Origin of the sequence: Pseudotamlana haliotis (assembly GCF_008806375.1) — a bacterium.
Taxonomy (GTDB): domain Bacteria; phylum Bacteroidota; class Bacteroidia; order Flavobacteriales; family Flavobacteriaceae; genus Pseudotamlana; species Pseudotamlana haliotis.
Genome location: NZ_WAAT01000044.1, coordinates 121,878 through 147,907 on the forward strand (window position 1 = coordinate 121,878; position 26,030 = coordinate 147,907).

26 protein-coding genes and 1 tRNA gene are annotated in these 26,030 nt (G+C 34.7%); 10 read left to right on the forward strand and 17 right to left on the reverse strand.

All coding sequences use genetic code 11. From position 1 onward, the window contains the following. The first annotated feature begins 10 nt into the window (after nucleotides 1–10). On the forward strand, nucleotides 11–748 hold the full coding sequence (locus F6U93_RS09150; protein ID WP_317132841.1) for a hypothetical protein: 738 nt from the start codon (nucleotides 11–13) through the stop codon (nucleotides 746–748). Here the strand turns inward: F6U93_RS09150 and F6U93_RS09155 are convergent. Continuing rightward, nucleotides 736–2,268, reverse strand: coding sequence for a GH3 family domain-containing protein (locus tag F6U93_RS09155; RefSeq protein WP_150939051.1), 1,533 nt, complete (start codon nucleotides 2,266–2,268; stop codon nucleotides 736–738). The genes F6U93_RS09150 and F6U93_RS09155 overlap by 13 nt on opposite strands. A 49-nt stretch (nucleotides 2,269–2,317) precedes the next feature. Continuing rightward, a complete protein-coding gene (locus F6U93_RS09160; RefSeq protein ID WP_150939053.1) occupies nucleotides 2,318–3,679 on the reverse strand; it encodes an NAD-dependent succinate-semialdehyde dehydrogenase in 1,362 nt (453 codons plus the stop codon). Between the two features lie 200 nt (nucleotides 3,680–3,879). On the opposite strand from F6U93_RS09160, the gene F6U93_RS09165 reads away from it, so the two are divergent. From F6U93_RS09165 to F6U93_RS09185, 5 genes are all read left to right on the forward strand, one after another. Next, the gene (locus F6U93_RS09165) at nucleotides 3,880–4,251 is read left to right on the forward strand and encodes a YtxH domain-containing protein (protein ID WP_317132842.1); all 372 of its coding nucleotides are present in this window, start codon (nucleotides 3,880–3,882) and stop codon (nucleotides 4,249–4,251) included. Nucleotides 4,252–4,254: 3 nt separating this feature from the next. Continuing rightward, on the forward strand, nucleotides 4,255–4,602 hold the full coding sequence (locus F6U93_RS09170) for a hypothetical protein (RefSeq protein WP_150939055.1): 348 nt from the start codon (nucleotides 4,255–4,257) through the stop codon (nucleotides 4,600–4,602). Between the two features lies 1 nt (nucleotide 4,603). Next, nucleotides 4,604–4,804: a hypothetical protein gene (locus F6U93_RS09175; protein WP_150939057.1), complete on the forward strand. Its 201-nt coding sequence runs from the start codon at nucleotides 4,604–4,606 to the stop codon at nucleotides 4,802–4,804. 133 nt (nucleotides 4,805–4,937) lie between these two features. Beyond that, a complete protein-coding gene (locus F6U93_RS09180) occupies nucleotides 4,938–5,378 on the forward strand; it encodes a hemerythrin domain-containing protein (RefSeq protein WP_150939059.1) in 441 nt (146 codons plus the stop codon). 224 nt (nucleotides 5,379–5,602) lie between these two features. Further along, nucleotides 5,603–6,553, forward strand: a complete 951-nt coding sequence (locus F6U93_RS09185) for a glycoside hydrolase family 25 protein (protein WP_150939061.1) — start codon at nucleotides 5,603–5,605, stop codon at nucleotides 6,551–6,553. Between the two features lie 58 nt (nucleotides 6,554–6,611). Here the strand turns inward: F6U93_RS09185 and F6U93_RS09190 are convergent. The 4 genes from F6U93_RS09190 to F6U93_RS09205 all read right to left on the reverse strand — a co-directional run bounded on the left by F6U93_RS09190 (nucleotide 6,612) and on the right by F6U93_RS09205 (nucleotide 9,046). Continuing rightward, nucleotides 6,612–6,684 (reverse strand) — tRNA-Met (locus F6U93_RS09190). A gap of 123 nt (nucleotides 6,685–6,807) precedes the next feature. Then, on the reverse strand, nucleotides 6,808–6,990 hold the full coding sequence (locus F6U93_RS09195; protein ID WP_150939063.1) for a CPXCG motif-containing cysteine-rich protein: 183 nt from the start codon (nucleotides 6,988–6,990) through the stop codon (nucleotides 6,808–6,810). Between the two features lie 63 nt (nucleotides 6,991–7,053). Next, nucleotides 7,054–7,881 carry a Two component regulator three Y domain protein gene (locus F6U93_RS09200; RefSeq protein WP_150939065.1) on the reverse strand — a complete coding sequence of 276 codons (828 nt, stop codon included), beginning with the start codon at nucleotides 7,879–7,881 and terminating at the stop codon, nucleotides 7,054–7,056. Between the two features lie 133 nt (nucleotides 7,882–8,014). Then, a complete protein-coding gene (locus tag F6U93_RS09205) occupies nucleotides 8,015–9,046 on the reverse strand; it encodes a DUF481 domain-containing protein (RefSeq protein ID WP_150939067.1) in 1,032 nt (343 codons plus the stop codon). A 194-nt stretch (nucleotides 9,047–9,240) separates the two neighbouring features. Here F6U93_RS09205 and F6U93_RS09210 point away from each other — a divergent pair, with 194 nt between their 5' ends. Then, entirely contained in the window at nucleotides 9,241–11,415 is a 2,175-nt protein-coding gene (locus tag F6U93_RS09210) for a tetratricopeptide repeat protein (RefSeq protein ID WP_150939070.1), read from the forward strand. Here the strand turns inward: F6U93_RS09210 and F6U93_RS09215 are convergent. From F6U93_RS09215 to F6U93_RS09265, 11 genes are all read right to left on the reverse strand, one after another. After that, nucleotides 11,405–12,754, reverse strand: a complete 1,350-nt coding sequence (locus F6U93_RS09215; protein ID WP_150939072.1) for a BatD family protein — start codon at nucleotides 12,752–12,754, stop codon at nucleotides 11,405–11,407. The genes F6U93_RS09210 and F6U93_RS09215 overlap by 11 nt on opposite strands. Then, the gene (locus F6U93_RS09220) at nucleotides 12,748–14,451 is read right to left on the reverse strand and encodes a VWA domain-containing protein (RefSeq protein WP_150939074.1); all 1,704 of its coding nucleotides are present in this window, start codon (nucleotides 14,449–14,451) and stop codon (nucleotides 12,748–12,750) included. Before F6U93_RS09220 ends, F6U93_RS09215 begins: the two co-directional genes overlap by 7 nt. Continuing rightward, on the reverse strand, nucleotides 14,451–15,443 hold the full coding sequence (locus tag F6U93_RS09225; RefSeq protein ID WP_150939076.1) for a VWA domain-containing protein: 993 nt from the start codon (nucleotides 15,441–15,443) through the stop codon (nucleotides 14,451–14,453). The genes F6U93_RS09220 and F6U93_RS09225 overlap by 1 nt, the downstream gene beginning before the upstream one ends. Continuing rightward, nucleotides 15,436–15,909 carry a DUF4381 domain-containing protein gene (locus F6U93_RS09230; RefSeq protein WP_150939079.1) on the reverse strand — a complete coding sequence of 158 codons (474 nt, stop codon included), beginning with the start codon at nucleotides 15,907–15,909 and terminating at the stop codon, nucleotides 15,436–15,438. The genes F6U93_RS09225 and F6U93_RS09230 overlap by 8 nt, the downstream gene beginning before the upstream one ends. Beyond that, complete coding sequence (locus tag F6U93_RS09235; RefSeq protein ID WP_150939081.1) at nucleotides 15,910–16,848, reverse strand: DUF58 domain-containing protein; 939 nt, start codon at nucleotides 16,846–16,848, stop codon at nucleotides 15,910–15,912. It lies immediately after the preceding gene. An 11-nt stretch (nucleotides 16,849–16,859) separates the two neighbouring features. Further along, nucleotides 16,860–17,828: an AAA family ATPase gene (locus F6U93_RS09240; protein ID WP_150939083.1), complete on the reverse strand. Its 969-nt coding sequence runs from the start codon at nucleotides 17,826–17,828 to the stop codon at nucleotides 16,860–16,862. 5 nt (nucleotides 17,829–17,833) lie between these two features. Next, complete coding sequence (locus F6U93_RS09245; RefSeq protein ID WP_150939085.1) at nucleotides 17,834–18,895, reverse strand: HAD family hydrolase; 1,062 nt, start codon at nucleotides 18,893–18,895, stop codon at nucleotides 17,834–17,836. Nucleotides 18,896–19,030: 135 nt separating this feature from the next. After that, complete coding sequence (locus F6U93_RS09250; RefSeq protein ID WP_150939087.1) at nucleotides 19,031–19,711, reverse strand: hypothetical protein; 681 nt, start codon at nucleotides 19,709–19,711, stop codon at nucleotides 19,031–19,033. Between the two features lie 27 nt (nucleotides 19,712–19,738). Next, nucleotides 19,739–20,476 carry a porin family protein gene (locus F6U93_RS09255; RefSeq protein ID WP_150939089.1) on the reverse strand — a complete coding sequence of 246 codons (738 nt, stop codon included), beginning with the start codon at nucleotides 20,474–20,476 and terminating at the stop codon, nucleotides 19,739–19,741. Nucleotides 20,477–20,503: 27 nt separating this feature from the next. Then, a complete protein-coding gene (locus tag F6U93_RS09260) occupies nucleotides 20,504–21,223 on the reverse strand; it encodes a DUF3575 domain-containing protein (RefSeq protein ID WP_150939091.1) in 720 nt (239 codons plus the stop codon). A gap of 618 nt (nucleotides 21,224–21,841) precedes the next feature. Next, nucleotides 21,842–22,795 carry an alpha/beta hydrolase gene (locus tag F6U93_RS09265; RefSeq protein ID WP_150939093.1) on the reverse strand — a complete coding sequence of 318 codons (954 nt, stop codon included), beginning with the start codon at nucleotides 22,793–22,795 and terminating at the stop codon, nucleotides 21,842–21,844. Nucleotides 22,796–23,389: 594 nt separating this feature from the next. Here F6U93_RS09265 and F6U93_RS09270 point away from each other — a divergent pair. From F6U93_RS09270 to era, 3 genes are all read left to right on the forward strand, one after another. Beyond that, entirely contained in the window at nucleotides 23,390–24,082 is a 693-nt protein-coding gene (locus F6U93_RS09270; RefSeq protein WP_191963492.1) for an FKBP-type peptidyl-prolyl cis-trans isomerase, read from the forward strand. 145 nt (nucleotides 24,083–24,227) lie between these two features. Next, nucleotides 24,228–24,911 carry an FKBP-type peptidyl-prolyl cis-trans isomerase gene (locus tag F6U93_RS09275; RefSeq protein WP_191963493.1) on the forward strand — a complete coding sequence of 228 codons (684 nt, stop codon included), beginning with the start codon at nucleotides 24,228–24,230 and terminating at the stop codon, nucleotides 24,909–24,911. A gap of 127 nt (nucleotides 24,912–25,038) precedes the next feature. Continuing rightward, the gene (gene era, locus F6U93_RS09280) at nucleotides 25,039–25,920 is read left to right on the forward strand and encodes a GTPase Era (RefSeq protein WP_150939100.1); all 882 of its coding nucleotides are present in this window, start codon (nucleotides 25,039–25,041) and stop codon (nucleotides 25,918–25,920) included. Nucleotides 25,921–26,030: the final 110 nt, after the last annotated feature.

A 26,030-nucleotide genomic window follows, 5' to 3' on the forward strand; every position in this document is an offset into this window, starting at 1 on the left:
TCCTTAAATTATGATTAGATTTAAGGCAACTATGGAATCTTTAAATATCAAAATCATGTTGAATGGCTTTATGCATTGGTATGGGCAAAACAAAGTTGTAAACCAGTTAGCGGGCGTTTTTTTTAAAATTGCTATAGTTTTTTTATGTTTGCAAGCAAATCAAGTTATGTCTCAAAATACCAATCACATTATACCTCATAGTATCGCTAAAGAAGTGAGTAAAGCTTTGTCTTTTTACCCTGAATTGAGTGATGTTTCTATTGTGTTTAAATTTAAGCGTCACATTAAAAAATCGACCATGCAGGCCCAGCCGCTTTTTGGGAGTTTTTTTAAAAGTCGAAAAAACCGCTCGTATGTGATTCGTATTAGTGAACGCATAAAAATTGCAGACACGGTGTTTAAAACTGAAGACATTCCATCCGATGTAATGATTGGTTGGATAGGGCATGAGTTAGGCCATGTTATGGACTATCAAAACATGAGGAACTCAGAGTTATTAAGGTTTGGGGTGAATTACATATTTTCAGATAAGCATATTGTAGAGGCCGAAAGAGCTGCTGATACCTTTGCGGTAACTCACGGTATGGCTGAATATATTGTAGCCACAAAAAACTTCATCTTAAATAATGCCGATATTGAAAACGATTATAAACTAAGAATTAAAAAGTATTACCTATCTCCAGAGGAAATCATGGAAATGGTGGAAGAAGCTAAAGAAGAAGAAACTGATGATCATCAAGCGGGCTGAGTTTCTTTGACGAAATCTTCCCATTCTTTAAATTTTTCTTCATTCATCACACGTTCCATTTTAACTTGGCCACCTTTCTTTTTGTTGGCGCCACTCCACTCATGAAATATAGATGATTTTACCACGTTTACTTTAACGCCTTTTAGAGCTTTAGAGCGTGCTACTTTATAGTTTTTATTTGCATCAGCTAAGAAATTGTCTAGTAAATCAGCAATTTTTTCTGAATCTACATGTTCTAAATCAGAACCTAAATACCAACTGTGATAAAAATCATCGTCAAAGCGCTTGGCAGCTAGGGTGTATTCAGGAATTTTTACATCCAATTGCTCCTCTAAGTATTGAACGGCATCATCCATTTTGTTTACTGAAAGCTGAGAGCCAACCGTGTTTAAGAAAAACTTGGTGCGCCCCGTGATAACAATTTCAGCACGTTCAAGATCGGTAAAAGCAATGGTGTCTCCAATTAAATAACGCCAAGCACCACTTACGGTAGAAATGATAAGCACGTAATCTTGATCGAGTTCAACTTCGGCTAAAGTTAAACAAGGTGCGCTATCTTTAATTGAGCCATCTTGATTAATGTAGTCTGGGTTAAAAGGTACGAATTCAAAGTAAATACCATTGTCAACAATCAATTTCATGGCATGGGTTTCCGGGCGTTCTTGATAGGCAATAAAACCTTCAGACGCTAAATAAGTGTCAATAATGGTTATTGGTTTTTCAAGTAAGGCATTGAAACTTTTTTCATAAGGGCCAAAGGCAACGCCTCCAGAAGTGTATACTTGCAAATTAGGCCAGATATCATGAATCGTTTTAACATTATGATATTTTATTACTTCAGCAAGCATGAGTTCTAGCCACGAAGGGATGCCACTTAAAGCGCCAATATCCCAATTTTTGGCATTTTCGGCAATGTGCTTAACGCGCTCATCCCAGTCGTCAATTTTTGCAATTTTTTCGCCTGGTTTATAGTAGCCGCGAAACCAGTCTGGGATTTTACTGGCACTAATGCCACTAATTTCACCTTCTAAGTGGTCTTTGTTTTTCTCTAGGTCGGTTGAACTGCCTAGCATCATAATTTCTTTTTCAAAAAAATCGGCAGGTAAATCGAAATTACTAAGCGCGAAGACCTGTTTTATTCCCGCTTGCTGAATGGCTTCAACCATAGCATCAGTTACAGGAATACGTTTGCTGGTTTTCCCTGTGGTACCTGAACTTAAAGCAAAATAATTAGGTTTGCCTGGCCAAGTGATATCTTTTTCACCGTCTAAGAGTTTTTTCCACCAGTTTTGATACATTTTATCATAATCATGATAAGGAATGTTTTCAGCGAAAGCTTTGCTGGGATGGTCATTTTCTAAAATGCTTTCAAACGAATAATATTTGCCAAAAGCAGTGTTTTTAGCCGTTTTAAGGAGTTTTTTTAAAACCTTTTCTTGTGCTTCAACAGGGTTTGCTTCAGGAGTTATGACATCTCTTAAATTAATAACACCTTTGATAATATTTCCAATTATAGCCATGATTTATTTTTTTTTTTTTTTGATGAATGTTCAGAATACGGTTATATTTCTATTTGATATAAACCGTTTTTTTGTTGGTGAATGCTAAAAGGCCCTCTTTAGATAGCTCACGACCATAACCAGAGTTTTTGGTGCCTCCAAAAGGCAGTCGAGGGTCTGATTTAACCATTTCATTGATAAAAAAGGCGCCATCTTCAATGTGAATGATATGTTTTTTAGCATCTTCTACATCAGCTGTGAAAATCATAGTCCCTAGACCAAAACTGGTTTGACTAGCCAATTTATAAGCTTCTTCCTTATCATCTACTTTTATGATAGCTGCTACAGGGCCGAAGGTTTCTTCTGTGAAAACTGGCATATCGGTAGTGACTTCAGTGATGATAGTTGGTTGATAATAGGCCTGATTGCGTTCGTTTCCGTAGTGAATATTTGCGCCTTTTTCAATCGAAATTTTTACTTGTTCTTCAAGAATATCGGCTAGATCAGGTCGAGCTAAAGTTCCAATTTGGCTGTCTTCCTCTAGCGGATCACCTGAGCGTAAGTTGGCTACTTTTTCAGTGAATTGCTCTAAAAACTGCTCGTAAATACCGGCTTCAACAATAAAACGTTTGGCAGCAATACAACTTTGCCCAGTGTTTAGCATGCGGGCTTTAACCATGGTGTCTATGTGGGTGTCTAAATCGGCATCATTTAAAACAATACAAGCATTGTTGCCGCCCAGTTCTAAAACGAGTTTTTTTAGTTGAGATCCTGCAATTTCGCCGACTTTTTTACCCGCTTTTTCGCTGCCTGTGAGGGATACTGCTTTCACCAGGTCGTTTTTAATCAACTCTTCTACAGTATTGTGATCAGCTAGAACGGTGGTGAAGCAACCCATAGGGTAGCCTACGTTTTCAAAAATCTCTTGTATAGCTAAGGCGCACCCCGTTACATTAGAAGCGTGTTTTAATATGACTGTGTTTCCTGCGGTTAATGTTGGAATGGCAAATCGTAATACTTGCCAAAACGGGAAGTTCCAAGGCATGATAGCTAAAATAACACCAAGCGGGTCGTAAGAGATAAAACTTTCCTGAGCATCGGTTTCAATGAGGGCATCGGCCAATAAGGCTTCTGAGTTTTTAGCATAGAAATCACATAAAAAGATACATTTATCAATTTCAGCTAAACTTTCGGTAATAGGTTTACCCATCTCTTTTGAAATGAGTGCGGCGAAATGTTCACGATTATCACATAAGTTATCAGCTACCTTTTCTATTAAATCCGTCCGCGTTGAAATGGGTTTGATTTTCCATATTTGAAAGGTTTTATCGGCTTGTAATAAAATTTCTGAAACTTCTTCAGAGGTAAAGTAGCGGTAAGTCTCTATGGTTTTATTAGTGTAAGGGTTTTTCGTTTTTATCTCTTTAGCCATGATGAAATTTTATTCAAAATTTGAACTTTAAAGATAGCTATTTGACACCATTGTTTTAACGCGATTACTAAAAACATGAATGTTTTTAAGTTTTTTTAAATCAGCTAATATTCTCATGTATAGCGTTAATAAATACTGTTGTATAAAGCTAACTTCGTGATAAGAGAAATTTGTTTAACTATAAAATTAAAATAAACATTATGAGTATGAATAATAATGAGAGTACAGCACTAGGAATAATTGCAGGATCACTTGTTGGGGCTGCTGTTGGAATTTTGTTTGCTCCTTATAAAGGGAGTAAAACAAGACAGATCATTGCCGATGAAGCGGTTTTAGCCAAAGAGAAACTGGAAACTGAATTGGCTTCGGCTAAAGATATTATAGCAAAAACTACTATAGATTTAAAAGATAGAGTAGTGTCAAGTACTGAAACAAAACAGCAAACGCTTGAAGAACAAGTTAATGCTTTAGCGCATGATGCTAGTCATAAAGCTGACGATGTTATTAATACTTTAGAAAAAAAGCTTACCGAATTGAAGCTTAAGAATAAGAAGTTGCAAAAAACATCATAATATATGGGGTTGATAGATGCTATAAATGAAACAAACACTAAGGCTGTTCATATGAGTGAACGGTACGTTAAAGAGTCCTATACCTTTCATCGTTTAAAGATTTTTAAGGAAATCACTGTTTCAATAAGCTTGGTTTTTAAGCTTGTTGTGATAGGTGGTTTTGGGCTGATTGCTACCTTGCTTGCTGCAATGGGGCTAGCTTTACTTATTGGTAAAATGATAGCAAATTATCCGCTGGGTTTTCTAATAGTAGGTGGTTTGTTTATGGTGGTATCTATTATAGCTTACCTTTTTAGACGCCATTTTAATGACATGGTTGTAAAGAAATTATCAAAACCTTTTTTTAATTAATATGAAGACGTATAGAAATATGAAGCAATTGGAACGTGATTTGAAAATTTCAAGTCTAGAACGTGACATTGCCTATGAAGAACTGAAAGCATTAGGAGAAGAGTATAAAACGATTTTTACACCAGCCCATTGGGTACAAACAGGGTTAAGTCTAGCTAGTAAATATGGCGTTTTTATGCTATTTAAAAAGATTATAAAATAAAGTAGTGACCAATTTTAATATGCTGCTTGAGAAGTAAACTCTGTTTGATGCTTAACCAAATTAAGATGGATGACACTTTGTACTACTCAAGCAGCTTTTTCATTTTTTATTATTAACCTAAAACCAATTTCACATGACAACAATATTTGAAGCTTTAAGAAAAGACCATGATACGCAACGTAATTTATTAGAACGTTTAGTGGCAACCTCTGGCGATACTGAATCTAGAGATATTACCTTCAAGCAATTAAAACAGGAGTTAGATTTGCATGCCGAAGCAGAAGAGCGTCATTTTTATAAACCGCTAATATCTAATGATATGATGCAGGAAAAGGCGCGACATGGCATTGCAGAACATCATGAAATTGATGAGTTACTTGAAGCTCTTGAAAATACAGACTATAGTTCTTCAGCCTGGTTAAAAACAGCTAAAGATTTAAAGCATAAAGTAGAACACCATTTGGAAGATGAAGAACTTGCCTTTTTTCAATTGGCAGGAAAGGTGTTTACAGAAAAACAAAAAACAGAGCTAGCAAAAGATTACCAGGCTTATATGTCTGAAAACGTTTCATAGGTTTTTTGTCATTAAGCTAATTATTTAACGCATTGCGAACATAAAATACATAAACCCATGTTATCTTTGAACTGGTTGGTTAGTATAAAAAGGCCTTTGCTCATTCTTTAGAGCTGAGGTCTTTTTTCTGTTTTTATAAGCTCGTTTTGTGAAGTCAAGACATGTGGTGTCGTATCATTGAAGCCTTGTTTGCTCTAATTTTGTAGAGAAGGAAAAATGATATAATGATGAAAACTTTAATAAGTGATTTACCCGTATTTGAAGACCCCGTTAAATTTTTAATGTGGTTTTTTATAGTTTTAATGGTGGTATTTTTAATGTTCTTAGTAACATTAAGATCAGGGAAGAAATTGGGTGAAAGGCATGTAGCTGTTAAAAAAACACGTTCAGTTATTTATTCAACCCTTATTATTGGGGTGGCTTTGATTTCTAGTGTTTTTGCTTTAGAATTGAATAGTCAATCTGAAGTTGTTGGTGATACCTTATCAGCTGAAGAAATTGATGCTTTAGAAAGTTTAGAGCATATCTCACACCATGATTCTCATTATTTGTTCGGTATTGATATTTCTCACTATCAAGGTGAAATAAAATGGCATATAATGAAAGAGTCAGAGCATCCTATTGATTTTGTGTTTATTAGATCAACTATGGGTATAGATGGAAAAGATACTCATTATCATGCCAATTGGGTTGATGCCAAAAAACATGAGTATATTAGAGGGGCTTACCATTATTACCGTCCGAATGAAAATTCTACTAAACAATTTGAAAATTTTGCTGAAACGGTAAACCTAGTAGATGGTGATTTTCCACCAATATTAGATATTGAGGAGCCTAGTAGATTTGGTGATAAAAAATTAAGAGAAGGTGTTTTAAACTGGTTGAAATTAGCTGAGGCTAAGTATGGTGTTAAGCCTGTGGTGTATACCGGAAAACATTTTTATGACACTCGTTTAAAAGGATATATTGAAGATTATCCATTATGGATTGCAGCTTACTCAGGTAAAGGTAGAGTGAATGATGTTGAGTGGACCTTCCATCAATTCTCTGAGGAAGTTGAAATTGCTGGTATTGATACCGCTGTAGATGGTAATAGTTTTCATATGACTATGGAAGAACTACATGACATGTGTATTGGTGACCGTAATCACTCTAAAAAGTATTGGAGAAATTAGGTTTCAAGGTAATAAACAAAAAACCCATCAGCTATTTCTAGTGATGGGTTTTTCTTAGTAGCGGGAACTGGACTCGAACCAGTGACCTTCGGGTTATGAGCCCGACGAGCTACCTACTGCTCTATCCCGCGATGTATTAATTAAAAACAACAAAACTTAGCTTTTAACTTTCGGTTCATAATGCCGACCTTGTTGTTTCGGACTGCAAATATACAATCATTTTTAGGTTCTGCAAGCATAATTTTAAAAAAATATTACTGCTCTATACTAACTGCTTGAAAATGTATTAATTCTGTGTTATTTGTTTTTAAATAAATCTGAAAAGGATTACAACAAACCTCACAATCTTCGATGTAGTTTTGGTTTGGGATGGAGGTATCTACTAGAACGGAAATATTTTCCCAACAATACGGACATGTAAATGAGTGCTCAATCATACCTAAAAATAAAAAAAAACCATTAAAAATAATGGCTTTCTACTAATTAAATTAAGATATAAACTACTGCTCGTTGCCCTCATTCATACTTGCAGTAGAATTTTGTGATTGTAAATCCATTAGAACCTCAGTGTTTTTTCCAGAGATAGCAATATACTCTTGACTGAGTTTGTTGTGGCTTACCATAATGGTGTTTAACTTTTTTAAGTTTATAAATTCAAGAGGTAGATCACCAGTAAATTGATTTGAAGACAATAACAACTCTTCTAAATTGATTAAGTTTGCCATTTCTACTGGAATTTCTCCTGCCAATTGGTTGTTCATTAAACTTAGTTTTTGCAGCTTCGTAAGGTTTGCAATTTCTACCGGAATAGTTCCTGATAACATGTTGCTTCCTAATAAAAGTTCTTTTAAATTAGTGAGTTGCATGAGTTCAACAGGAAGCTCCCCTGAAAGTTTATTGCTGTATAATTTTAAAGTTTCAAGTTTTGTTAAAACCCCAATTTGTGTTGGAATTGGCCCTTCAATTTCATTCATGAATAGCTCTAATGATTCGAGCTGTGTTAAATTTTCAATCGTTACAGGAATAACGCCCTTGAGTTTGTTAAACCCTAAGTTTATTTTTTTAAGATGTACTAAGTTTCCAATGGCTTCAGGAAGTTCCCCTTTAAGGTTGTTGAATTCTAAGTTAATTTCAACAACATGGTCATTTTCTAATTTTACACCATACCAATTTTTAACATCACCATCGGTATCCCATGAGGCATTCCAGTTATCACCATTTGTAGCAAGGTAAATGGCTTTTAAGGCTTCTTTTTCTTCTGGGGTGATTTTAGCAAAGGCTTGGGTAGTTATAAAAAGGCAGAATAAAAGTAGTTTTAGGGAATTCATAAATTTAATTTGGTTTTTTTAGTTGGCTCACCAAAATAGGAGTATTATGGATTAAAAACTATTTTAATCGACAAAGTGCATGTTTTTTTAACAAAACATGCGCTTTCGTAATTAGGAGCCTAAAAATTAGGCTTTAGTCAAAGCTCCATCCAATACCTGTTGTGATGACATAATCGGTGTCATTTCCTTCAATAGCCGGTTGGTTATCGTAGTTTAATGTAAACCCACCTTTAACATAAAAGTCTGAAGGTAAATCATATTTTATAGTGAAATCAACATCCGATCTTATCCTGCCTTTTTCCGATAAACTAGGTATTAATTTAGCCTCGGCAGTTAAGCTTAAATCATCATAATTAAAGAGATTGATATTGCTTGAGACAAAGGCTTCCGCCGATGTTTTATTTAGGGAACTGTCTACATAGTTCTCAATGTTATAAAGAAAGCCTAGACCGATACCCCAATAAAGTTTGTTATTGTTTTTTATGAATTTACCAGCTCCTAAACTCGGACTTAAACGTCCTTTAAGAGCTTGCTCTGTATTAGAAAGAAAAGAGGTGTTGGCCATTAAGTACCATTTGCCATCAACAATAATTCTGATAATGTCTATCTTGGCATCTGTTCGCTTAGTATCATCAACATCATCTTGGTAAGAATTCAAAACATTAACAGAGCCATCCATTAACCATGATTTGTCTATATAGCTTAAGGCACCTCCAACAGAAAATTGTCTTAAGTTGTTGGCTTTAGATAAGTTAAATCCTAAGTCAATAGACCCCGTAAAGCGTTCCCAAAAGCCATCATCAATTTCATTTAAGGCAACCATTTCATTCATGCCAAAAGTTTCAACTTCACCTTCCACAGTTTTGATATGTAGTTTACCATCTTTGGTCGTAGATAAATGACCAAAGCTTCTTCGTCCTTTAGTAAGAATGATAAGGGTGTTTTTAACAAGGTGGATATGGGCTACTTTATCAAATTCTACGTGAAAATCACTGTCGCTGTAATCTGTTTCTATGGTTATAACGTTTTGTTTTAACCGTTTGACTTCTCCGGTTAAAACAACGTCATTTTTAAGTTTTAAGGTGTCTACTTGTGAAAATCCGGAAAAGCTTATGGCTAAAAGAAAAATCCAAGATATTTTAGTTTTGAGTAGAGATTTAATCATACTGATGAAGGGATAATATGGTTAATTAATAAGATAGTCATGCTTCTTAAAAAGCAAATAGGGTATTAAAATTTTTCTAATTTCCGCAATTTAATAATAATTAAAAACACGATAAGAATTTTGAGTGAAATTATTATAAAATAGAAGGGGGTTTAGTTGGTTTTAGTTAAGTTTGTTTGTATCTAATCTAGCTTATGAGTTGTTTTAAATATTTATGGTGTCTCCTTGTTTTGTTGTTGGTATGTTTCTCTTGTAAGGAAGATGAATATAAAGATAAGGTTGACGACAGTCAGCTGGTTCATAACCAAGAGGCCGCTTATATTGGATCCAAAACATGTGTGGAATGCCATAATGATGCGTTTAAAAAATGGCAGGGTTCTCATCATGATTTAGCCATGCAAGTGGCAAATGATTCTACTATTTTAGGTGATTTTAATGATAGTAAAGTAAAAATTGATGGGGTATCTTATCATTTTTTTAAGCGTGAAAATAAGTTTTTCGTTTCTGTAGTCGAAGTCGATAAATCTGAAAAAGAATATGAAATAACTTATGCCTTTGGCTTTACACCGTTACAGCAATATTTAGTCGATTTTGATAAGGGGAGAAAACAAGTTTTAAGGGTTACATGGGATTCCGTAGAAAATAAATGGTTTCATCAATATGCTGGCGATACTATTGTACCTAACGATTGGTTACATTGGTCTCAAGGGGCGCAAAATTGGAATACCATGTGCGCAGAATGCCACTCTACAAATTTGCAAAAGAATTACAACCCAGGTACAGATGAATTTCATACGACTTATGATGAAATTAATGTGACTTGCGAAAGTTGTCACGGACCAGGGAGTAATCATGTTAAGTGGGCTTCAAGTAAAGACGGGTCTTATCCAGATCAAATTATAAAGGGACAAACTCAAGAAGAGCAATTAATGCTCTGTGCACCTTGCCATTCAAGAAGATCTAAACTTACACCTAACTTAGAACCAGGAATACCGTTTGAGGATCAATATTTACTTCAAAAACTATCAACTAACTTTTATCACGGTGATGGTCAAATAGATGATGAGGATTATGTGTACGCCTCTTTTCTTCAAAGTAAAATGTATATGGAAGGTGTGAAATGTACAGATTGTCATGATCCACATTCCATGGAATTGAAATTTGACGGGAATCAGCTTTGTTTACAGTGTCATGTTCCAGCTAAATATGATACAGAAAAGCACCATTACCACAAACAGGGTACACAGTCTGCGCAGTGTATTAATTGCCATATGACGGGTAAGCTGTATATGGGTAATGATTTTAGAAGAGATCATAGTTTTCGAGTGCCTCGTCCAGATCAATCTGTCGAACACGGCACACCTAACGCTTGTACAGGTTGTCACACCAAGCAAATGGATGAGTGGGCAGCTAATAAAATTGTAGAATGGTATGGAGAAGAACGTTCAGATCATTTTTCTGACGCACTATTATTAAGTGCAGAAAGTGAAATAACGGCTTCGGAAACTGCAAAACTTGAAGCATTTATAAATGATTTATCATATCCAGAAATAGCCAGAGCTACTGTAATTGATAACTTGCCTTTTCTAAGTCAATCGCAATACAACGCTTTTTACACCGCTTTAGACGATAAGTTCCCCTTGGTACGTTATAGTGCATTAGTAAAATTTAGACCATTGTCACCTGAAATTAGAATTGAAGTAGCTAATAAAATGCTTTATGATCCTTCTAAATTAGTGCGTATTGGTGTTGCCCAGTTGTTAAATGATATTAACGATCAAAGCTTAACTCAAATCGATCAAGCGGGATTAAATAAAGCAAAGGAAGAATATAAAACCATGTTGTTAAGTAGTGCCGATTTTTCTAATGGGCGTATGCAGTTAGGTGATTATTATATTCAGAAGAATGATTACAGTAAAGCGATTAAGCATTATAATATGGCTTTGAAAAAGGATAGTTTGTTAACTCCTGTATATTCAAACCTAGCGACCGCCTACTCCTTAAATAAAGATTATGAAAATGCCATAAGTACTTTGGATGCTTGGGGTAAGATAGACTCAAAAGAAGGGAGAGTACATTATTTAAAAGGCCTGTTGTTTTTTGAAATGGCTAAAAATGATGAAGCGGTTTCAGAATTAAAAACAGCTATAAAATTAAATCCAAAAGATGCACGATCTATGTACAATTTAGCGACTTACTATTATCAAGAAGATAAGGATTTAGCTTCCGCAAAGCAATACATTAATGCGGCGTTAAAAGTTGAGCCAGGAAACCCTGACTATGAGTATTTACTAGCGTTAATTTATCAGAAAACGGGAGAAGTTGGGAAAGCACAAGGTATCATGTTGAAGTTACAAGCTAATCAGTAGCAGTAGGATTTAACCATTTTTTGTTTTTAACCGAAGCGTTTAACTTAGCTTTTTTATACTTTAAAAACGCTTTTCTGTCTGAAATTAAATGAGTAAGTAATTGGCTGTAGTTTAAATTAGAAGCATGATTACTAAAAGCTTTATCATTTATATCCTGAATGGTATCTCTTGTTTTATTAAAAACAGGATGTTCTTCAAGGTCTTGGATTGATTCAAAATCTGGGTCCAATTTTTTTATCCAAATGTGACTTGCTGAAATAAAGGCATAATAATTCTTATGTCTCAAGGTTTTTTTAACTTGAGAGAATGCATAAGCCTCAGATTTTAAATATACCTTATGCTTCCTTTGGTATATAATAAAGCCATACTTTACTAATTTGATAAGAACAAAGAGTATTAAAAGTCCTAAAACAACGTATTCAATAAAGGTTTTCGGTGTTAAGCCAAGAATTAAAAACGGCTTTTTTTCTGCTTCAGCTTCTTCAGTAACTTCTTCTTGTAATGATTTTTTTATGCTGGCCAACATGGTTAAATCAGCATTCGGTTTCACTGAAACCATGACGGAGTCTATCTTTTTTCTATAAAAACGTTTACTATTTGGGTTCCAATACACATATTCTATAGAGGGAATCATAACATCGCCTTCCTTTTCAAAAAGATAATTTACAGTTTCCGAACGCGTTGCAGATACAGAAATTTTCGATTTATGGGTGTTTACTGATGGTCGTTTAGGGTAAATACTAACTCCAGAAATGCTGTCCCAGGTAGTAGCGGGAATAAATTCTGATAAGGTGCCAGCTGCAGATCGACTTATAGTACGTTGCACGACATCACCAACTTTTATGTCTTTTAAGGGTTTTGACCATTTTTCGCTGATATTTAGTGAATTTGATACCAGCCAATTATTTAAACTATAGCCCAAAGGCACATCTTTGACTTGAAAGGTTTTGGCTTTGGTTTTTACGACCCGCTTAATACCTTGGTATCCGCCTGGTTTTGGAGATTCTATATGTATGGATAAGCTAGGTATAGTAATTTCGCCTTGTTTGGTCGGGAAGACATTGTAATAAAATTGAACCCCTGCGTATTGTTTCCCGTTAAATGTTCGAGTGTCACTCATCGATCTAAAATAAACGGTTAGGGCGCCATCAATTTGAATGTTTCCTAGATCGATTCCTGAAGTAAACCATGTTTCACTATAAACTGAAACGGTTAAGTGAATGGGTTGACCAATATAGGCTTCATTGGTATTAGTGTTAATATAACTAATAATGTTTTGGCTAAAACTAACCAAAGAGCATAAACAAAAAACGATATGTAAACCAATTTTTTTTACCATGAATTATTGGTTTTTTTAGTTTCTACTAAACCTTTTTTAATTTGATATCGAAACTTCTTACTTAAAAATAGAGCGGGATCATCATCAACTTTTCGCATCAATATATTTTTAGGCAATTCCCCTTGTCCTGATTTGAAATTATCAGGCAGTTCATCCAACTCTTTACTTTTACGTTTACCGGTTTCTGCAGTTTCTTCAAGTCTTTTTTTCTGCATATCTTTTTTCGTGGCTTTTTGTCCGCCACCGCTCAAATCTTCAGGCGAATTATTTTGCTTATTTTTAGCACTAGGTTTGTCTTTTAAGTCAACATCTTCAGGTTTTAAAGCTTCCATTGCGGTTATAGCTTTTTTCACATGAGCAAGGTTGGAATGTGCGTTTTTATTGGAAGGGTCTTTTTGAATGACTTTTTCAAAAATAGTTGCAGACTTATCTAAACGTCCTAATTTCGCATATGTTAACCCTAGGTTGTACAAACCACTAACTGTAGTGTCTTGTTTAAAGGCCGTTTCAGCACTTAAATAATCACCAGCTTTGTAGTAAGCAACACCTTTATGCATAGGGTCTTTAAATTCCATAGCAGCTTTTGTGTAATTTTCAGCATCGTATTCTTGTTGCGCTTGGTATTGTTTAGTGTACCATAAATCTTTGAATTTAAAATCTTTCTTATTTTGTTTGTCTTCATCTGAGCAAGAGCTAAAACAAAGCATGATAATGATGAGATTTAAAGCCCAACCTTTACGGAAGCTTAGCACAAAAATGAAAGCCAGTGGAAAAAGAAGCCAATAGCCTTGATCTTTCCAATTTTCATCTTGTTGATCAGATTTGTCTTCAAACACAATGTGAGCACTAATGGCTTTAGCCAAATCTTTAACATCACTGTTATCTAAAGTGATTTCTAAAACTTCTACTTTATCGATCTCAGCGAGACTATTAAGTTTCGTTATGTTTAGTGCTGATTTTTCCTTGTGAGAAGGAATGGTTCCACCACTTTGAGTTGCAAAAGGGTAGAGGTATAATTTTACATTATTTTGTTGCAAAAACGAACTCACGGTTTCAATAGGTAAGTTGTCTAAGTCATCTGTGATAATAAGAATTTTTCCTTCAGCTTTATTATCAGTAAAAAGCGTGTCTAATTTTTTAAATAGTAAACTAAATTCTGTGCCGCTTTGTGGCATCATTCTAGGCTTTAAGCCATCCAATTGATCTTCTATAATTTTATAATCGGTTGTAAAAGGAATGGCCACGTGTGTAGAACCAGAAAACAAAACCAAGTTGGTTGCGGCTCTAGGGTTGGCTTCTAGTAAATCGTGAATTTTAAACTTCGCACGCTCTAAACGGTTAGGAGAAACATCGGTGGTTAACATGCTTTGAGATAAATCTAAAGCGATTGCAAATTGCGATTTCACCTTTTTTGCCGGAGATTTAAATTGACTCCACGTCGGACCTAAAAAAGCAATGAGGCCTATGGCAAACATTAAAATAACCGAAAACCTGATTATAATAATTTTCCACGAGTTACCTTTTTGAATGACATAAGGTCTTAAATGTTTCGCAATTTGTTTTTTCCAAGCATAGCTTTCCTTGTAAAATAGAAAACCTAAGCATAAAATTAAGATCGCACCTATACCTAACCATAGGTAATCTGTTCGTAAAAAATGGAATTTTTCCCAATTGATATGTTTGAGTTTATCTAACATTACGAGGTTCTAAGGCGTTTAAAAATGACGATTAAATTGTTTAGGAAAACGAGAACACATCCTAAAACTAAAGCGGCACCTAAAGGATAATAATATAATAGTGTTTTAGGCGTGAAACTTTCTTCTTCGTATTCTACGGGTTCTAGTTTTTCTAATTCTGCGTATATTTTTTCAAGCTCTTTAGTGTCTTTTGCTCTAAAATATTTTCCGTTGGTTAATTCTGAAATTTCTGTTAGCGTGCGTTCATCTAAATCGGAAGAATTATCGCCAGGATCACCAATACCAATTGTGTATATTATGGTTGAATCCTTTTTAGCCATATTCGCAGCATCCAGCGGTAATATGTCCATGCCACTATCAACACCATCGGTTAAAAGCAGCATCACTTTATTGGGTATGGTATCGCGTTCAAACATATCCATGCCTTTTACAATGGCTTTCCCTATGTTGGTCATTTGTCCGGCCATACCAACGTCTGCTTCATCTAACATGGTTTGTACTGTTGGTAAATCTGTAGTGAACGGGGCTTGAATATAGGCGTTACTTGCAAAAAAAATGAGGCCCATTTTATCACTTTCACGTTTTACAATAAAATCCTGCATGATGTTTTTTACGGCTTCCCAACGGGTTACGGGCTTGTTGTCGATATACCAGTCTTTATTCGCCATACTGAAAGATAAATCGGCAAGAATTAAAAAGCTACGTGAGGTTTTTATCTTTTTTTCAGGTTTACCCACCAATTCTGGTGAAGCCATAGCAATTATTAATAACAACCAAATCACAAACATAAAAAATGAAGCAAACCATGAGCGTTTTTTAATATGAGATGCTTTTTTAGGTTTTTGCTTTGATGCTTTTGCACTGGCTTTAAAATAAGGGTATATTAAGGCTGTACTTCTATTTTTAATAGTAGGCAAGAGCCAGTATACCAAAAATGGTAGTACAACCAAGAAGGCCATGTAAGGATATGCAAAGTGAAAATTATCAGGCATGTTTTTTAATCCAAGTTATACACGTTTCGGTAAATTCATTAAAATTGAATGTACCTGTATTATTAAATTCATTTTTATAAATGGCAGAAGCAATAACTTCTTGATGGTTTAAGAAGTATGGTTTGTTCAACTTTTTATCTAAAAAAGCAAGCCAGCTTTCACCTTGTAAAGCAGCAACCTCCTTCCTGTTGTATGTTTGTAGAGCGGTTTGCTTCATTAAAAACATCACTTGAGAGATTAAGGTACTTGTTGCTTCTTTTTCTTTCGTTTTTAAAGCTATAATTTGAGAAACAGCTTCTCGACGATAGGCATTTGATTTGTATTTTATGTACACTTTATAGGCTATATATAGCATGAAGATAACTAGTAGGAAAAACACAATTTTCCAGCCTAAAGTATCCATGGTGAATGGAATAGGAGCGGGCTCCAATATTGGACTTAATTCTATGTTTTTTTCTTGTAGCATTTATCTGTTATAATTACTAAATACGTCTATAAGTTGATTTTCAATAGGGTCTGTGGTGTTGACTTTAAAAATGTTTATTTGGTATTTTTCCAATTCCGCTTTAAAATTTTTATAATCAGTTTCAAATGTATCTTTAAGCGCCTTATTTAGTTTTTTGTTTTTTCCGTTAAGGTTTATTTGATGCGTTGTATTGGTTATGGTGAAATTTTCCTCTGGAAATTGTTCTTCCATGTCATCATATACTTTAATAAGTACCAAATCATTATGGAGCGCCAATTGGCTTAAATAGGATACTACTGAAGCACTATATCTACGGAAATCACTAATTATAAAAACCACGTAATCATGTGTTACAATGTTGTTTATTTTTGAAATAATTTCTGTTAAATTGTCTTCAAACTCAAAATGACCAGCTTCATATATCTTTTGATTGGCTTCAATTATCTTCTGTAAAAAATAAATAATATTTCTGGAATCTCTTTTAGGTGTAACCACCTCATAAGTTTCTCCAGAATTTACCATGCCGCCAACGCGATCGCAACCCTTTTTTATTTTATGAGCTAAAATTGAAGCCAGTTCGCCGGCAACAACCGATTTCGTTTTTTTCTTGGAACCAAAACCCATACTCGCTGTTTGATCAACATAAATAAAGGCAGGTTTTTCTTTTTCTTCTGTAAATATTTTAGTGTGCGTGCCACCAGTTTTAGCTGTGACGTTCCAGTCGATTTTTCTAATATCATCACCTAAAACATAAGGCCTAGATTCCTCAAAATCTAATCCTCTGCCTCGCAACTTGGAAGCATAACGACCAGATAATACACTATTTGATTTTTGTTTGCCAGAGCTGAAATTAACGATAGAACTTATTAGCTCGAACTTCAAAAGATGTTCAAGAGTAAGAAAAATATTCTCGTTATCAATAGGCTTGGGTGATTTCATAAATATAGGCTTTAGGCCACTACAGCAACAACTTCAATAAGTTTATCTATAATTTGATCGGCTGTAATATTTTCGGCTCTACCTTTATAGCTCACAGCGATTCGGTGTCGTAGTACATCTTTTATTACACCATGAATATCTTCTGGAGTAACAAAGTCACGACCTTGCATCCAAGCATGTACTCTGCTACAACGATCTAAAGCAATTGTTCCTCTCGGACTTGCCCCGAAATCGATAAGTTTAGCGAGTTCGGCATCATATTTTTCAGGATATCGACTTGCAGAAATTAGGCTCACCATATATTTTTCCATGTCTTCGGAAACTTTAATTTGTGAAATTTCTTTTCTAGAATCAAATATGGCTTGCTGCGGAATTGTTTTTATAGTTGTTTTAGCCGTGTGTGGAGCAGCTTCTCTTTTGTTAAGGCGCATGATTTCTAGCTCGGCATCATCATCAGGATATCCAATAATGGTATGGACTAAAAAACGATCCATTTGCGCTTCGGGTAACGGATAAGTTCCTTCCTGTTCAATAGGGTTTTGAGTTGCCATAACCATGAATAACTCTTCCATTTTATAGGTTTTCCCTGAAACGGTAACTTGGCGCTCTTCCATGGCTTCCAGTAGAGCTGACTGTACTTTTGCAGGAGCCCTGTTTATTTCATCGGCTAAAATGAGGTTACTGAAAATAGGCCCTTGTTGAAACATAAATTTCTCGGCTTCATTAGGTAGGTAGATTTCGGTTCCAGTAATGTCCGATGGTAATAAATCAGGTGTAAACTGTATTCGACTTAAACCACAATCTAAGTTTTTAGCTAAGGCATTTATAGCCCTTGTTTTAGCCAAACCAGGTAAGCCTTCAAGTAGCATATTGCCATCTGCAAGCAGAACAAGTACTATAGTATCAATCAGTTTTTCTTGTCCGATTATGGATTTTGACATTTGCTCTTTTAAAGCTGAAACAGATTCAAATGGTGTCATTATTTTTAGTTTTTAGTTTCGTTTAACTGAAACGGGTAAATGACCTTCCAATCTTTTTTCATATCAATAATGGTCCAACCGTTTTCAGTAGCATAATCTAGTCCTTTATCAAATTGTCCAATGTGGGAATCTCTGTCATACGCCCACTCTCTTTCTCCGTCAGTATGGTGCACATAAAGTTGAAAGGAAGGATATTTGTTAGAGTCACCATATTGCATCATTTGCAAATCACCATCTGAATTTCCTGCAGAAAACACAGGTTTTTTTCCTATGAATTTGTTTATTCCAACAGGCTTTCCTGCTTTGTCATCTATAAAATCAAGTTCGGGTAATCTTATTATTTTTGCTTTACCGTCTTCCATGACAAATTCAGTTTTTATACTACTACCAACCACTTGGTCTTTTGGGATCCCATAAGCTTCTTGAACCCAAGGGCGCATAAACTCTACACCACCTCCAGAAACAATGTAAGTTTTAAAATTATTGGCACGTAAATAATCTAAAAGCTCTAGCATGGGTTGATAGATCAAGGTGTTAAAAGGTTTTTTAAAACGAGGATGTATGTCTTTTGAAATCCAGTCTTTTACAATACCTTCAAATTCTTTAGCAGTCATTCCGGCATGTGAGGCCATTACAAGTTCAAGCAGCCCTTTTTCACCTGAAGCCATCAAGGCTTTCATGTCATTTTCAAGTACTGCTTTATAGGGTTGTTTGTTTTTCCACTCTGGGTGTTCAGGAGCTAGGGCTTTAATCCTAGAAATGGCGAAGAAAAGTTGAAAGTAAGCCGGTTGTTCGCTCCATAAGGTACCATCATTATCAAAAGTTCCAATACGGTCCGCGACGGGAATGAAATTTGAGCTACCCTTTGCCGTTACATTTGTCACATAAGATTTTATAGCTTCTTTAGTTGGGCCTTCTTGCCATGACGGAAGCGGATCTTTAACTTCTTTAGGTGTTTCTGCTTCGGTTGAAACGGTGTTTTCTTTTTCTACTTTTGAACTACAGCTAGATACTATCGTTAATACAAAGGCTAGAATTATTAGTTGAAGGGTCTTTCTTGTTTTCATAATTAAATCATAATTGGTATAATTAGCTTAAATGTACGTAATTTTTCATTTTTTGTATGAAAATTGGAACATAAAAAAAGTCCTTTGAGGTTTAAACTTCAAAGGACTTTTTTTATAAAAATGATAAGTTAAGCTTTATTCACTCAAGCTATACATGATTTTAGGTACTAAGTTTTCAGCTGCCTTTTGAGCATCGTTGGGATCATTTAATTCTGTAGTCACTACGGCAACAAGTTGTTTGTCTGCTGGCTCGTCTAAATTATAAGCTACAGTTTCTAAAACATAATCAGTACTCACGTAAGTTGAGGTTGAAGTTGGGATATAGCCGCCAAACGAACCGTAATACCCACCGTAAGCATATGGCGCTCTGTAGTAGTCATAAAAGCCACCGTAGTAACCAGGGTAGCCAAAGCCCATCCCCATATAAACACCGTTTGAAGATTCTGTGATGGTTTGTTTTTTATCTTTTATGGATGTGATGACAATGGCATTATAGCCTTCACTGTCTAAGATGCTCTTAATAAAAGCAACACGCTCTTCACTCATTTCAACTTCAGGGTGAATTTCAGGAGCTCTTGTGTAGCTTTCGGTAACGTTTTTAAGGCCTTTTTCTCTAAGCGCATTGGCTATTTCAACTTCAAAAGCAATACGACTTTGAGTGTTTGCCGTGCGGCTTATAACTAATATATTTTTTGTTTTAAAAAGCTCGACTATAGAGTCTTCTGCTTTCCATGAGTTGAGTACTTTTGTTGATTTACATGCTTGTAATGAGAATGCTGCCACCAAGATAAGGAGTAGCGTTTTGAATTGTGTCATTTGTAAAAAGGGAATTAATTGTTTAAATTATTCTGATTCTTGTTCTAAATTTTTTGCTGCCAATTCATCGGTGATAAAAGGCAAACTAAGGTGTAAAGATAGGTAATTAGAACGGTTATCAGCGGTGCTAATTTGGTCATTCAAAACATCTGTAAATCCATGGTAATATCTCAGGTGGATAATCAGACCTTTTCCTTTGTGAGCTTTTCCTAAAACGTAGGCGAAATCGACCATCATGCCATAGTCTACATCTCGCGTGTACCCATCAAAGTTTTGAGTAAAATCTCCTTCTGATCTTTCAAAGATACCTCTGGATTTTTGAAGGAATGAAAATTGAGGTGCTAAACTAAAGCGGTATTTTTTGTTATTGGTTTGATAAGAAAAGAAAATAGGAACATCAATGTAATCTAAGGTGATTTTTGTGGGTATATCGGTAAAATTAGCATCGAGTGCAGGGTTTCCGGAGTCTAATGAAAAGTGATTCAGAAATAAATTACGTTTTGCTAGGAAGTATATATTCGGACAAATAAACCAGTTTTCGTTTAGTTTTATATTACCGCCAATACCAAAATTAATGCCCATTTTTGAGCGTTCGGAATCTTCTAAATTAGAATAGCCCATAAAGGTGCCGCCAGCTTCTAGGCTGACATTAAAATTTTCGGTAGCTACTTTGTCACCAAACAGTAAAGCGAATAGTGCAGCCTGAGCATGACTAGAGCTGGATATGGTGAAAAGGGTGAAACCTATTAAGAATACTTTTTTCATGGTTTTGGTTATGTTTAATGCTTGTTTTTAAAATGCGTATGTTAATGAAACTCCATATCTAAAAGAAAGTAACCTCAAATCTGATCTTCTTTTAACTTGACTAAATCTAAAATCGCCGTTTAAATAATCAAATAAGCTATATTTTTCTAAGGCTTCATTTAAGTCGTCATAAAATTCATCTGGAAGATCTCTTTGGTTCTCTATAGAGATATTGTAGAAGCCTGATCCTGGTCCTGCAATTAAAAAGTCTATGGAAAATCGTTTAGAAATAGGAAGTTTGTAACCAACCATAAGTCCTACGGAAGTGATGTCAATATTGGCGTCAAATTCTAAATCAAAGGGTGTGCCTGCGTCATCTACATATTCACCGTCAAGGTCTGATTTGAAATGAGAATATTTAACATAAGCACCAAGGTAAAACCCAGTCATTCCTGTTTGACGAATATTGTTTAAATAATAGCGTACCTCAGGAACCACTTTAATACCGGTATAGGTGAGATCACTTGTTTTAATTTTTTCGGTATCTAATCCAGATAGATTTATTAGACCTTTTTCACCTTTATATCCTAAACCTAAATCTACCGAAAAGTGATCGCTTATTACGCGTTCGTATTTTAACTGAAAGGAGCCGTCTATTAAATCGGTTACAACAAAGGCTACTTCATTTTTCTTGTTAAGCACGGGCGTTTGAGAAAAGGCACTTATTGATAGCAGGGCAAATACAAGCAGTGTGAAAGTGTATTTCATGGTTAGTAAAGTTTTATTCAATCAAAATTAAAGATATATTATTATAATAAGTATGCTTATCTAATTTTTTAATAATTTATTCAGTTAAGTCATTAATTGATGATTATTTAGTACTATGGTTCTTGTTTAAAGGTGTTTTCTTTATTTTAAACATAATTATTCTTTTTTGTCAAATGAAAATAGAGTAAAAACCAAAGGTAAATAAGGTGTTTTTTATAGATCTAAAGCACCACCTGCATTGACTTTACATCAAGTTGGTAGGTGAAAACTTAGATTTTTAGATATGAATGTTTGTTGTAATCACAACTATTAATTAACGCATTTTTAACAGTGTTTTCAAGGGGTTATGACATTTGTCATAAAATCCACTTCAGTTTTTGTGCAACTTTGCAGTGTTAATGTAAAATGGTGGTTCGTTTTTCATAAAAATGTTTGGTTAGTTTAAACTGTTTAGCTTTTTCATAAGGCTGAACAGTTTTTTTTTGCACTTATATTTCATAGAGGTATTACGCAGGGCTTCATCGAGGACTGCGCTGAGTTTCAAATTAGATATAGTTTTTTTATTTGAAGATTAATGATGGCAACCAAAAACCATCACCTTATAACTATCAACCAATATTATGACTGCTCAAATACTTTGTTTAGAAACTCAACACAGTAGTTTAAGGTGATGTCAAACCATGGGTTCATAAGCCAAAAAGCAGGAGGAGCGTTTCGTATGGTGTATGTTTCCGTATGGGTTTGGAATATCTTTAATAATTTAGTCATGTCTGATTTTCCAGCCTGAAATTCAGGGTTAGTACTATTAATAAATAGTGTAGGTGGCGTGTTTTCTCCCACATAGGTTAATGGAGAAGCTGTTCTCCAATCTTTTTCTTTTTTGTCGCGCGACCCATTTAACCAAATGCTTGCCATGCTGTTTTCTAAAGGGGCGTTACGATGCACTAACGAGACGATACCGTCTAAATTGATAACAGCTTGAACTTCATCAGATTCATCTCCTTTGGTACTAAAAACTTCAAGTTTACCTGTGGTACCAGCTAAAGTAGCTAGAAGTCCTCCAGAATCAGCTCCTAATACCGCAATTTTATCCGGGTCAATTTTATATTTTTTGGCATTTTTTCTCACCCATTTGATAGCATCTTTTACATCAAATACGGCTGCAGGATATCTCGCTTCTAAACTAAGTCGGTATGATATGGAAACGCCTACATAGCCATTTAACGCTAAGTGTTGTGCCATAACACGTTGGTTTTCTTTTTGCCCAGTTAGCCAACCACCCCCATGAATTAAGATCACAGCAGGCCGTAGTTTTCGAGACTTTTGTGCTGGAGAATAAACGTCTAGTTCTAATTTTCGTTGGTTTGTTTTTTTGTAAACAATGTTCTCATCGTTTTTAATATCGTCTGAGCTAAGCGGTGTGATCATTTCTGCAACATCATAATTCTGCCTAGTGGCATTATAAATGTCTACAATATTATATGGGTTTTCAGCAATTTGACTTTGAGACCAGCTTAGCGTGAAGCATGATAAAAAAAATAGTAGGCTACTAGTTTTAATTATTCTTTTCATTACAATAAGTTTAGTCGGACCAATTAGACACTCAAAGCTTGTGGATATAAGCTTCAAAATGTATAAGAACTCCAGTTGGTTGAGTTGGGTTATTGCCTTGTAAGATATTTAAAACAATATCTTTGAGAAAGGCTGTGGTGTTTTGTTTATGCCCGAAATATACGTTATTTCAACAAATCTCCTAATATTATGTTAATTTTTAACAGTTGTGATTTTTAAGTAGGACATGCCGTAATTCTGAGTTTTTACTTATTTGTTTCTTAAATAGTGAATGGTATTGCTATCAGTTGATTAGGGATTACTTATAGCGGCAGTAAGAACGTGACTTTATGTTACGAAAAGTTAAATTTTAATAATTGCTTTACTACTACTTATTTGCGTCCTTTTTAAGGATATGCTAAGGTGTTGATTTGCTAGTTTTACATAGGTAGATTCATAAAATTTAGAGGTGTTCGTCTTCAAGGAAGCGCGCTTTGTAATTTTTATTTTAAACTAATTTATTACACATATAGCACATCAGGTAAATTCTTTTTTTTGTCCCTATAATTTTGTTACATTTGGCTTCGAATAACAAAAAATGTTAAAATGAAAGTAATGAAATTTTTAAGTCTAGTAACTTTAGTTTTACTAGTGTTATCTTGTGATCAAAAGACAACTTCTAATAAGCCTATACAAACAGAGATAGATTCTGTTAGTTATGCCATTGGGATGGATGTTGGAAAAAATGTGAAAGCTAGTTTTGATGATTTTGATGAAGAACTTTTTGTTCAAGGGTTTATGAATGTTTTAGATTCTACTAATATCTTATTGGATGAGCCAACGGCAGCAGCTGTTGTTAGAACATACTTTCAAAAGAAACAACAAGAAGAAGCGGCTAAACGTGCTGAAGCTAGTGAGAAAAACAAAGAAGAAGGTGTTGCTTTCTTAGAAGAAAATAAAACAAAAGAAGGTGTTCAAACTACTGCAAGTGGTTTACAATACATCGTTTTAAAAGAAGGTACAGGAGAAAAACCAACAACAGACTCTAAAGTAAAAGTACATTATCACGGTACTTTAATCGACGGGACTGTTTTTGATAGTTCAGTAGATAGAGGAGAGCCTGCAGAGTTTGGTGTAACACAGGTGATTAAAGGATGGACTGAAGGCCTACAACTAATGTCTGAAGGTGCCAAATACAAATTCTTTATACCGCAAGATTTGGCTTATGGTGCAAATCCAAGACCAGGCGGACCTATTCAACCATACGCAACATTAATTTTTGACGTTGAGTTATTAGAAGTAAAGTAAGTTTTTTTAACTGAACACGATATTTAAAACAGGAAGCTTTGCTTCCTGTTTTTTTATTTTTTATAGGTATCAAATAAGGAAGTGCCCTGAGTTTATTACTGCAAATAGTTTCCTTACATTTGCGTCATTCACCTAAATTAAAAACATGAAATATTTTAAAATTCTTGCTCTCATATTGGTTTTTAATCCTTGTGTTTTTGCACAAAATGAAATAAAAACCGAAATCGATTCTGTGAGCTATGCCATAGGTATGGATATCGCAAAAAATGTAAAAACCAGTTTTGACGACTTCAATAATCAGGTGTTTATGCAAGGATTTTTAAATGCTATGGAATCTAAAAATGTGCTGTTATCTCAAGATGATGCCGTTAATGCGATTAGAAATTATTTTAAAAAGAAGAAAGAACTTGAGGACGCTAAGCTAGATGAAGCGGCTCAAAAAAATAATGAAATTGGTATTGCTTTTTTAGAAGAAAACAAGACAAAGAAAGGTGTTGAAACAACAGCTAGCGGTTTGCAGTATAAAGTTTTAAAAGAAGGTTCTGGTGTGAAACCAGTGGCAAATTCTAAAGTGACCGTGCATTACCACGGGACTTTAATCGACGGCACTGTGTTTGATAGCTCTGTGGAAAGGGGAGCGCCTATAGATTTTGTAGTGTCTGATGTGATTGATGGTTGGACCGAAGGTTTACAACTCATGACTGAAGGTTCTAAATACATTTTTTATATCCCTCAAGATCTAGCTTATGGCGCTAAACCAAGACCAGGCGGTCCTATTAAACCTTATGAAACTTTAATTTTTGAGGTCGAATTATTAGAGGTTAAGTAGTTTTAGTGTTTACTTAATTATAAATATAAAACAGGAGGTTTGACTTCCTGTTTTTTTTTTGTTTCTATATTTTACAAGGAATAAGCGCTTCAAGTTGTAACTTTGCAGCATAAAAAAATAGTGCACTATGAACCATAAAGCAGGTTTTGTAAATATTATTGGGAATCCTAATGTTGGAAAATCCACATTAATGAATGCCTTTGTAGGAGAAAAATTATCCATTATCACTTCAAAAGCACAAACCACCAGACATCGTATTTTAGGTATTGTTAATGGCGATGATTTTCAAATGGTTTTAAGTGATACTCCAGGTATTATAAAACCCGCTTATGAATTGCAAGAATCCATGATGGGGTTCGTGAAATCGGCCTTTGAAGATGCCGATGTACTGATTTATATGGTGGAAATAGGTGAGCAGGCCTTGAAAGATGAAGCTTTTTTCAATAAAATAAAAGCCTCTAAAATTCCTGTATTATTGTTATTAAACAAGATTGATAAATCTGACCAAGCACAATTGGAGTCTCAAGTTCAGGAGTGGACAAGCAAAGTACCTAATGCCGAAATTTATCCAATTTCTGCTCTAGAAGGCTTTAATGTCAAAGAAGTATTTAATCGTATTATTGATTTGCTTCCAGATTCACCACCGTTCTATCCAAAAGATCAATTAACAGATAAACCTGAGCGTTTCTTCATCAATGAAACTATTCGTGAAAAAATCCTCATGCATTACAAAAAGGAGATTCCTTATGCAGTAGAAGTGGATACTGAAGAGTTTTTTGAAGAAGAAAATATTATTAGAGTACGATCAGTCATTATGGTAGAGCGTGAGACTCAAAAAGGTATTATTATTGGTCATAAAGGAAGCGCTTTAAAACGTGTTGGTATGGAAGCTAGAAAAGATTTAGAGGCTTTCTTCGGAAAACAAATACATATCGAACTATATGTGAAAGTGAATAAAAACTGGCGTAGTAATGCCAATCAGCTTAAACGCTTTGGATATAATAACTAAATTTGATAAATATAACTTGTTGTTTAGGTAACACTTAGGTAACTTTTTGGTGTCATATTTGCAACAGAATTCTATTTGGAAAAATAGGTTTGAGTTAGTTGGTTTAAAAG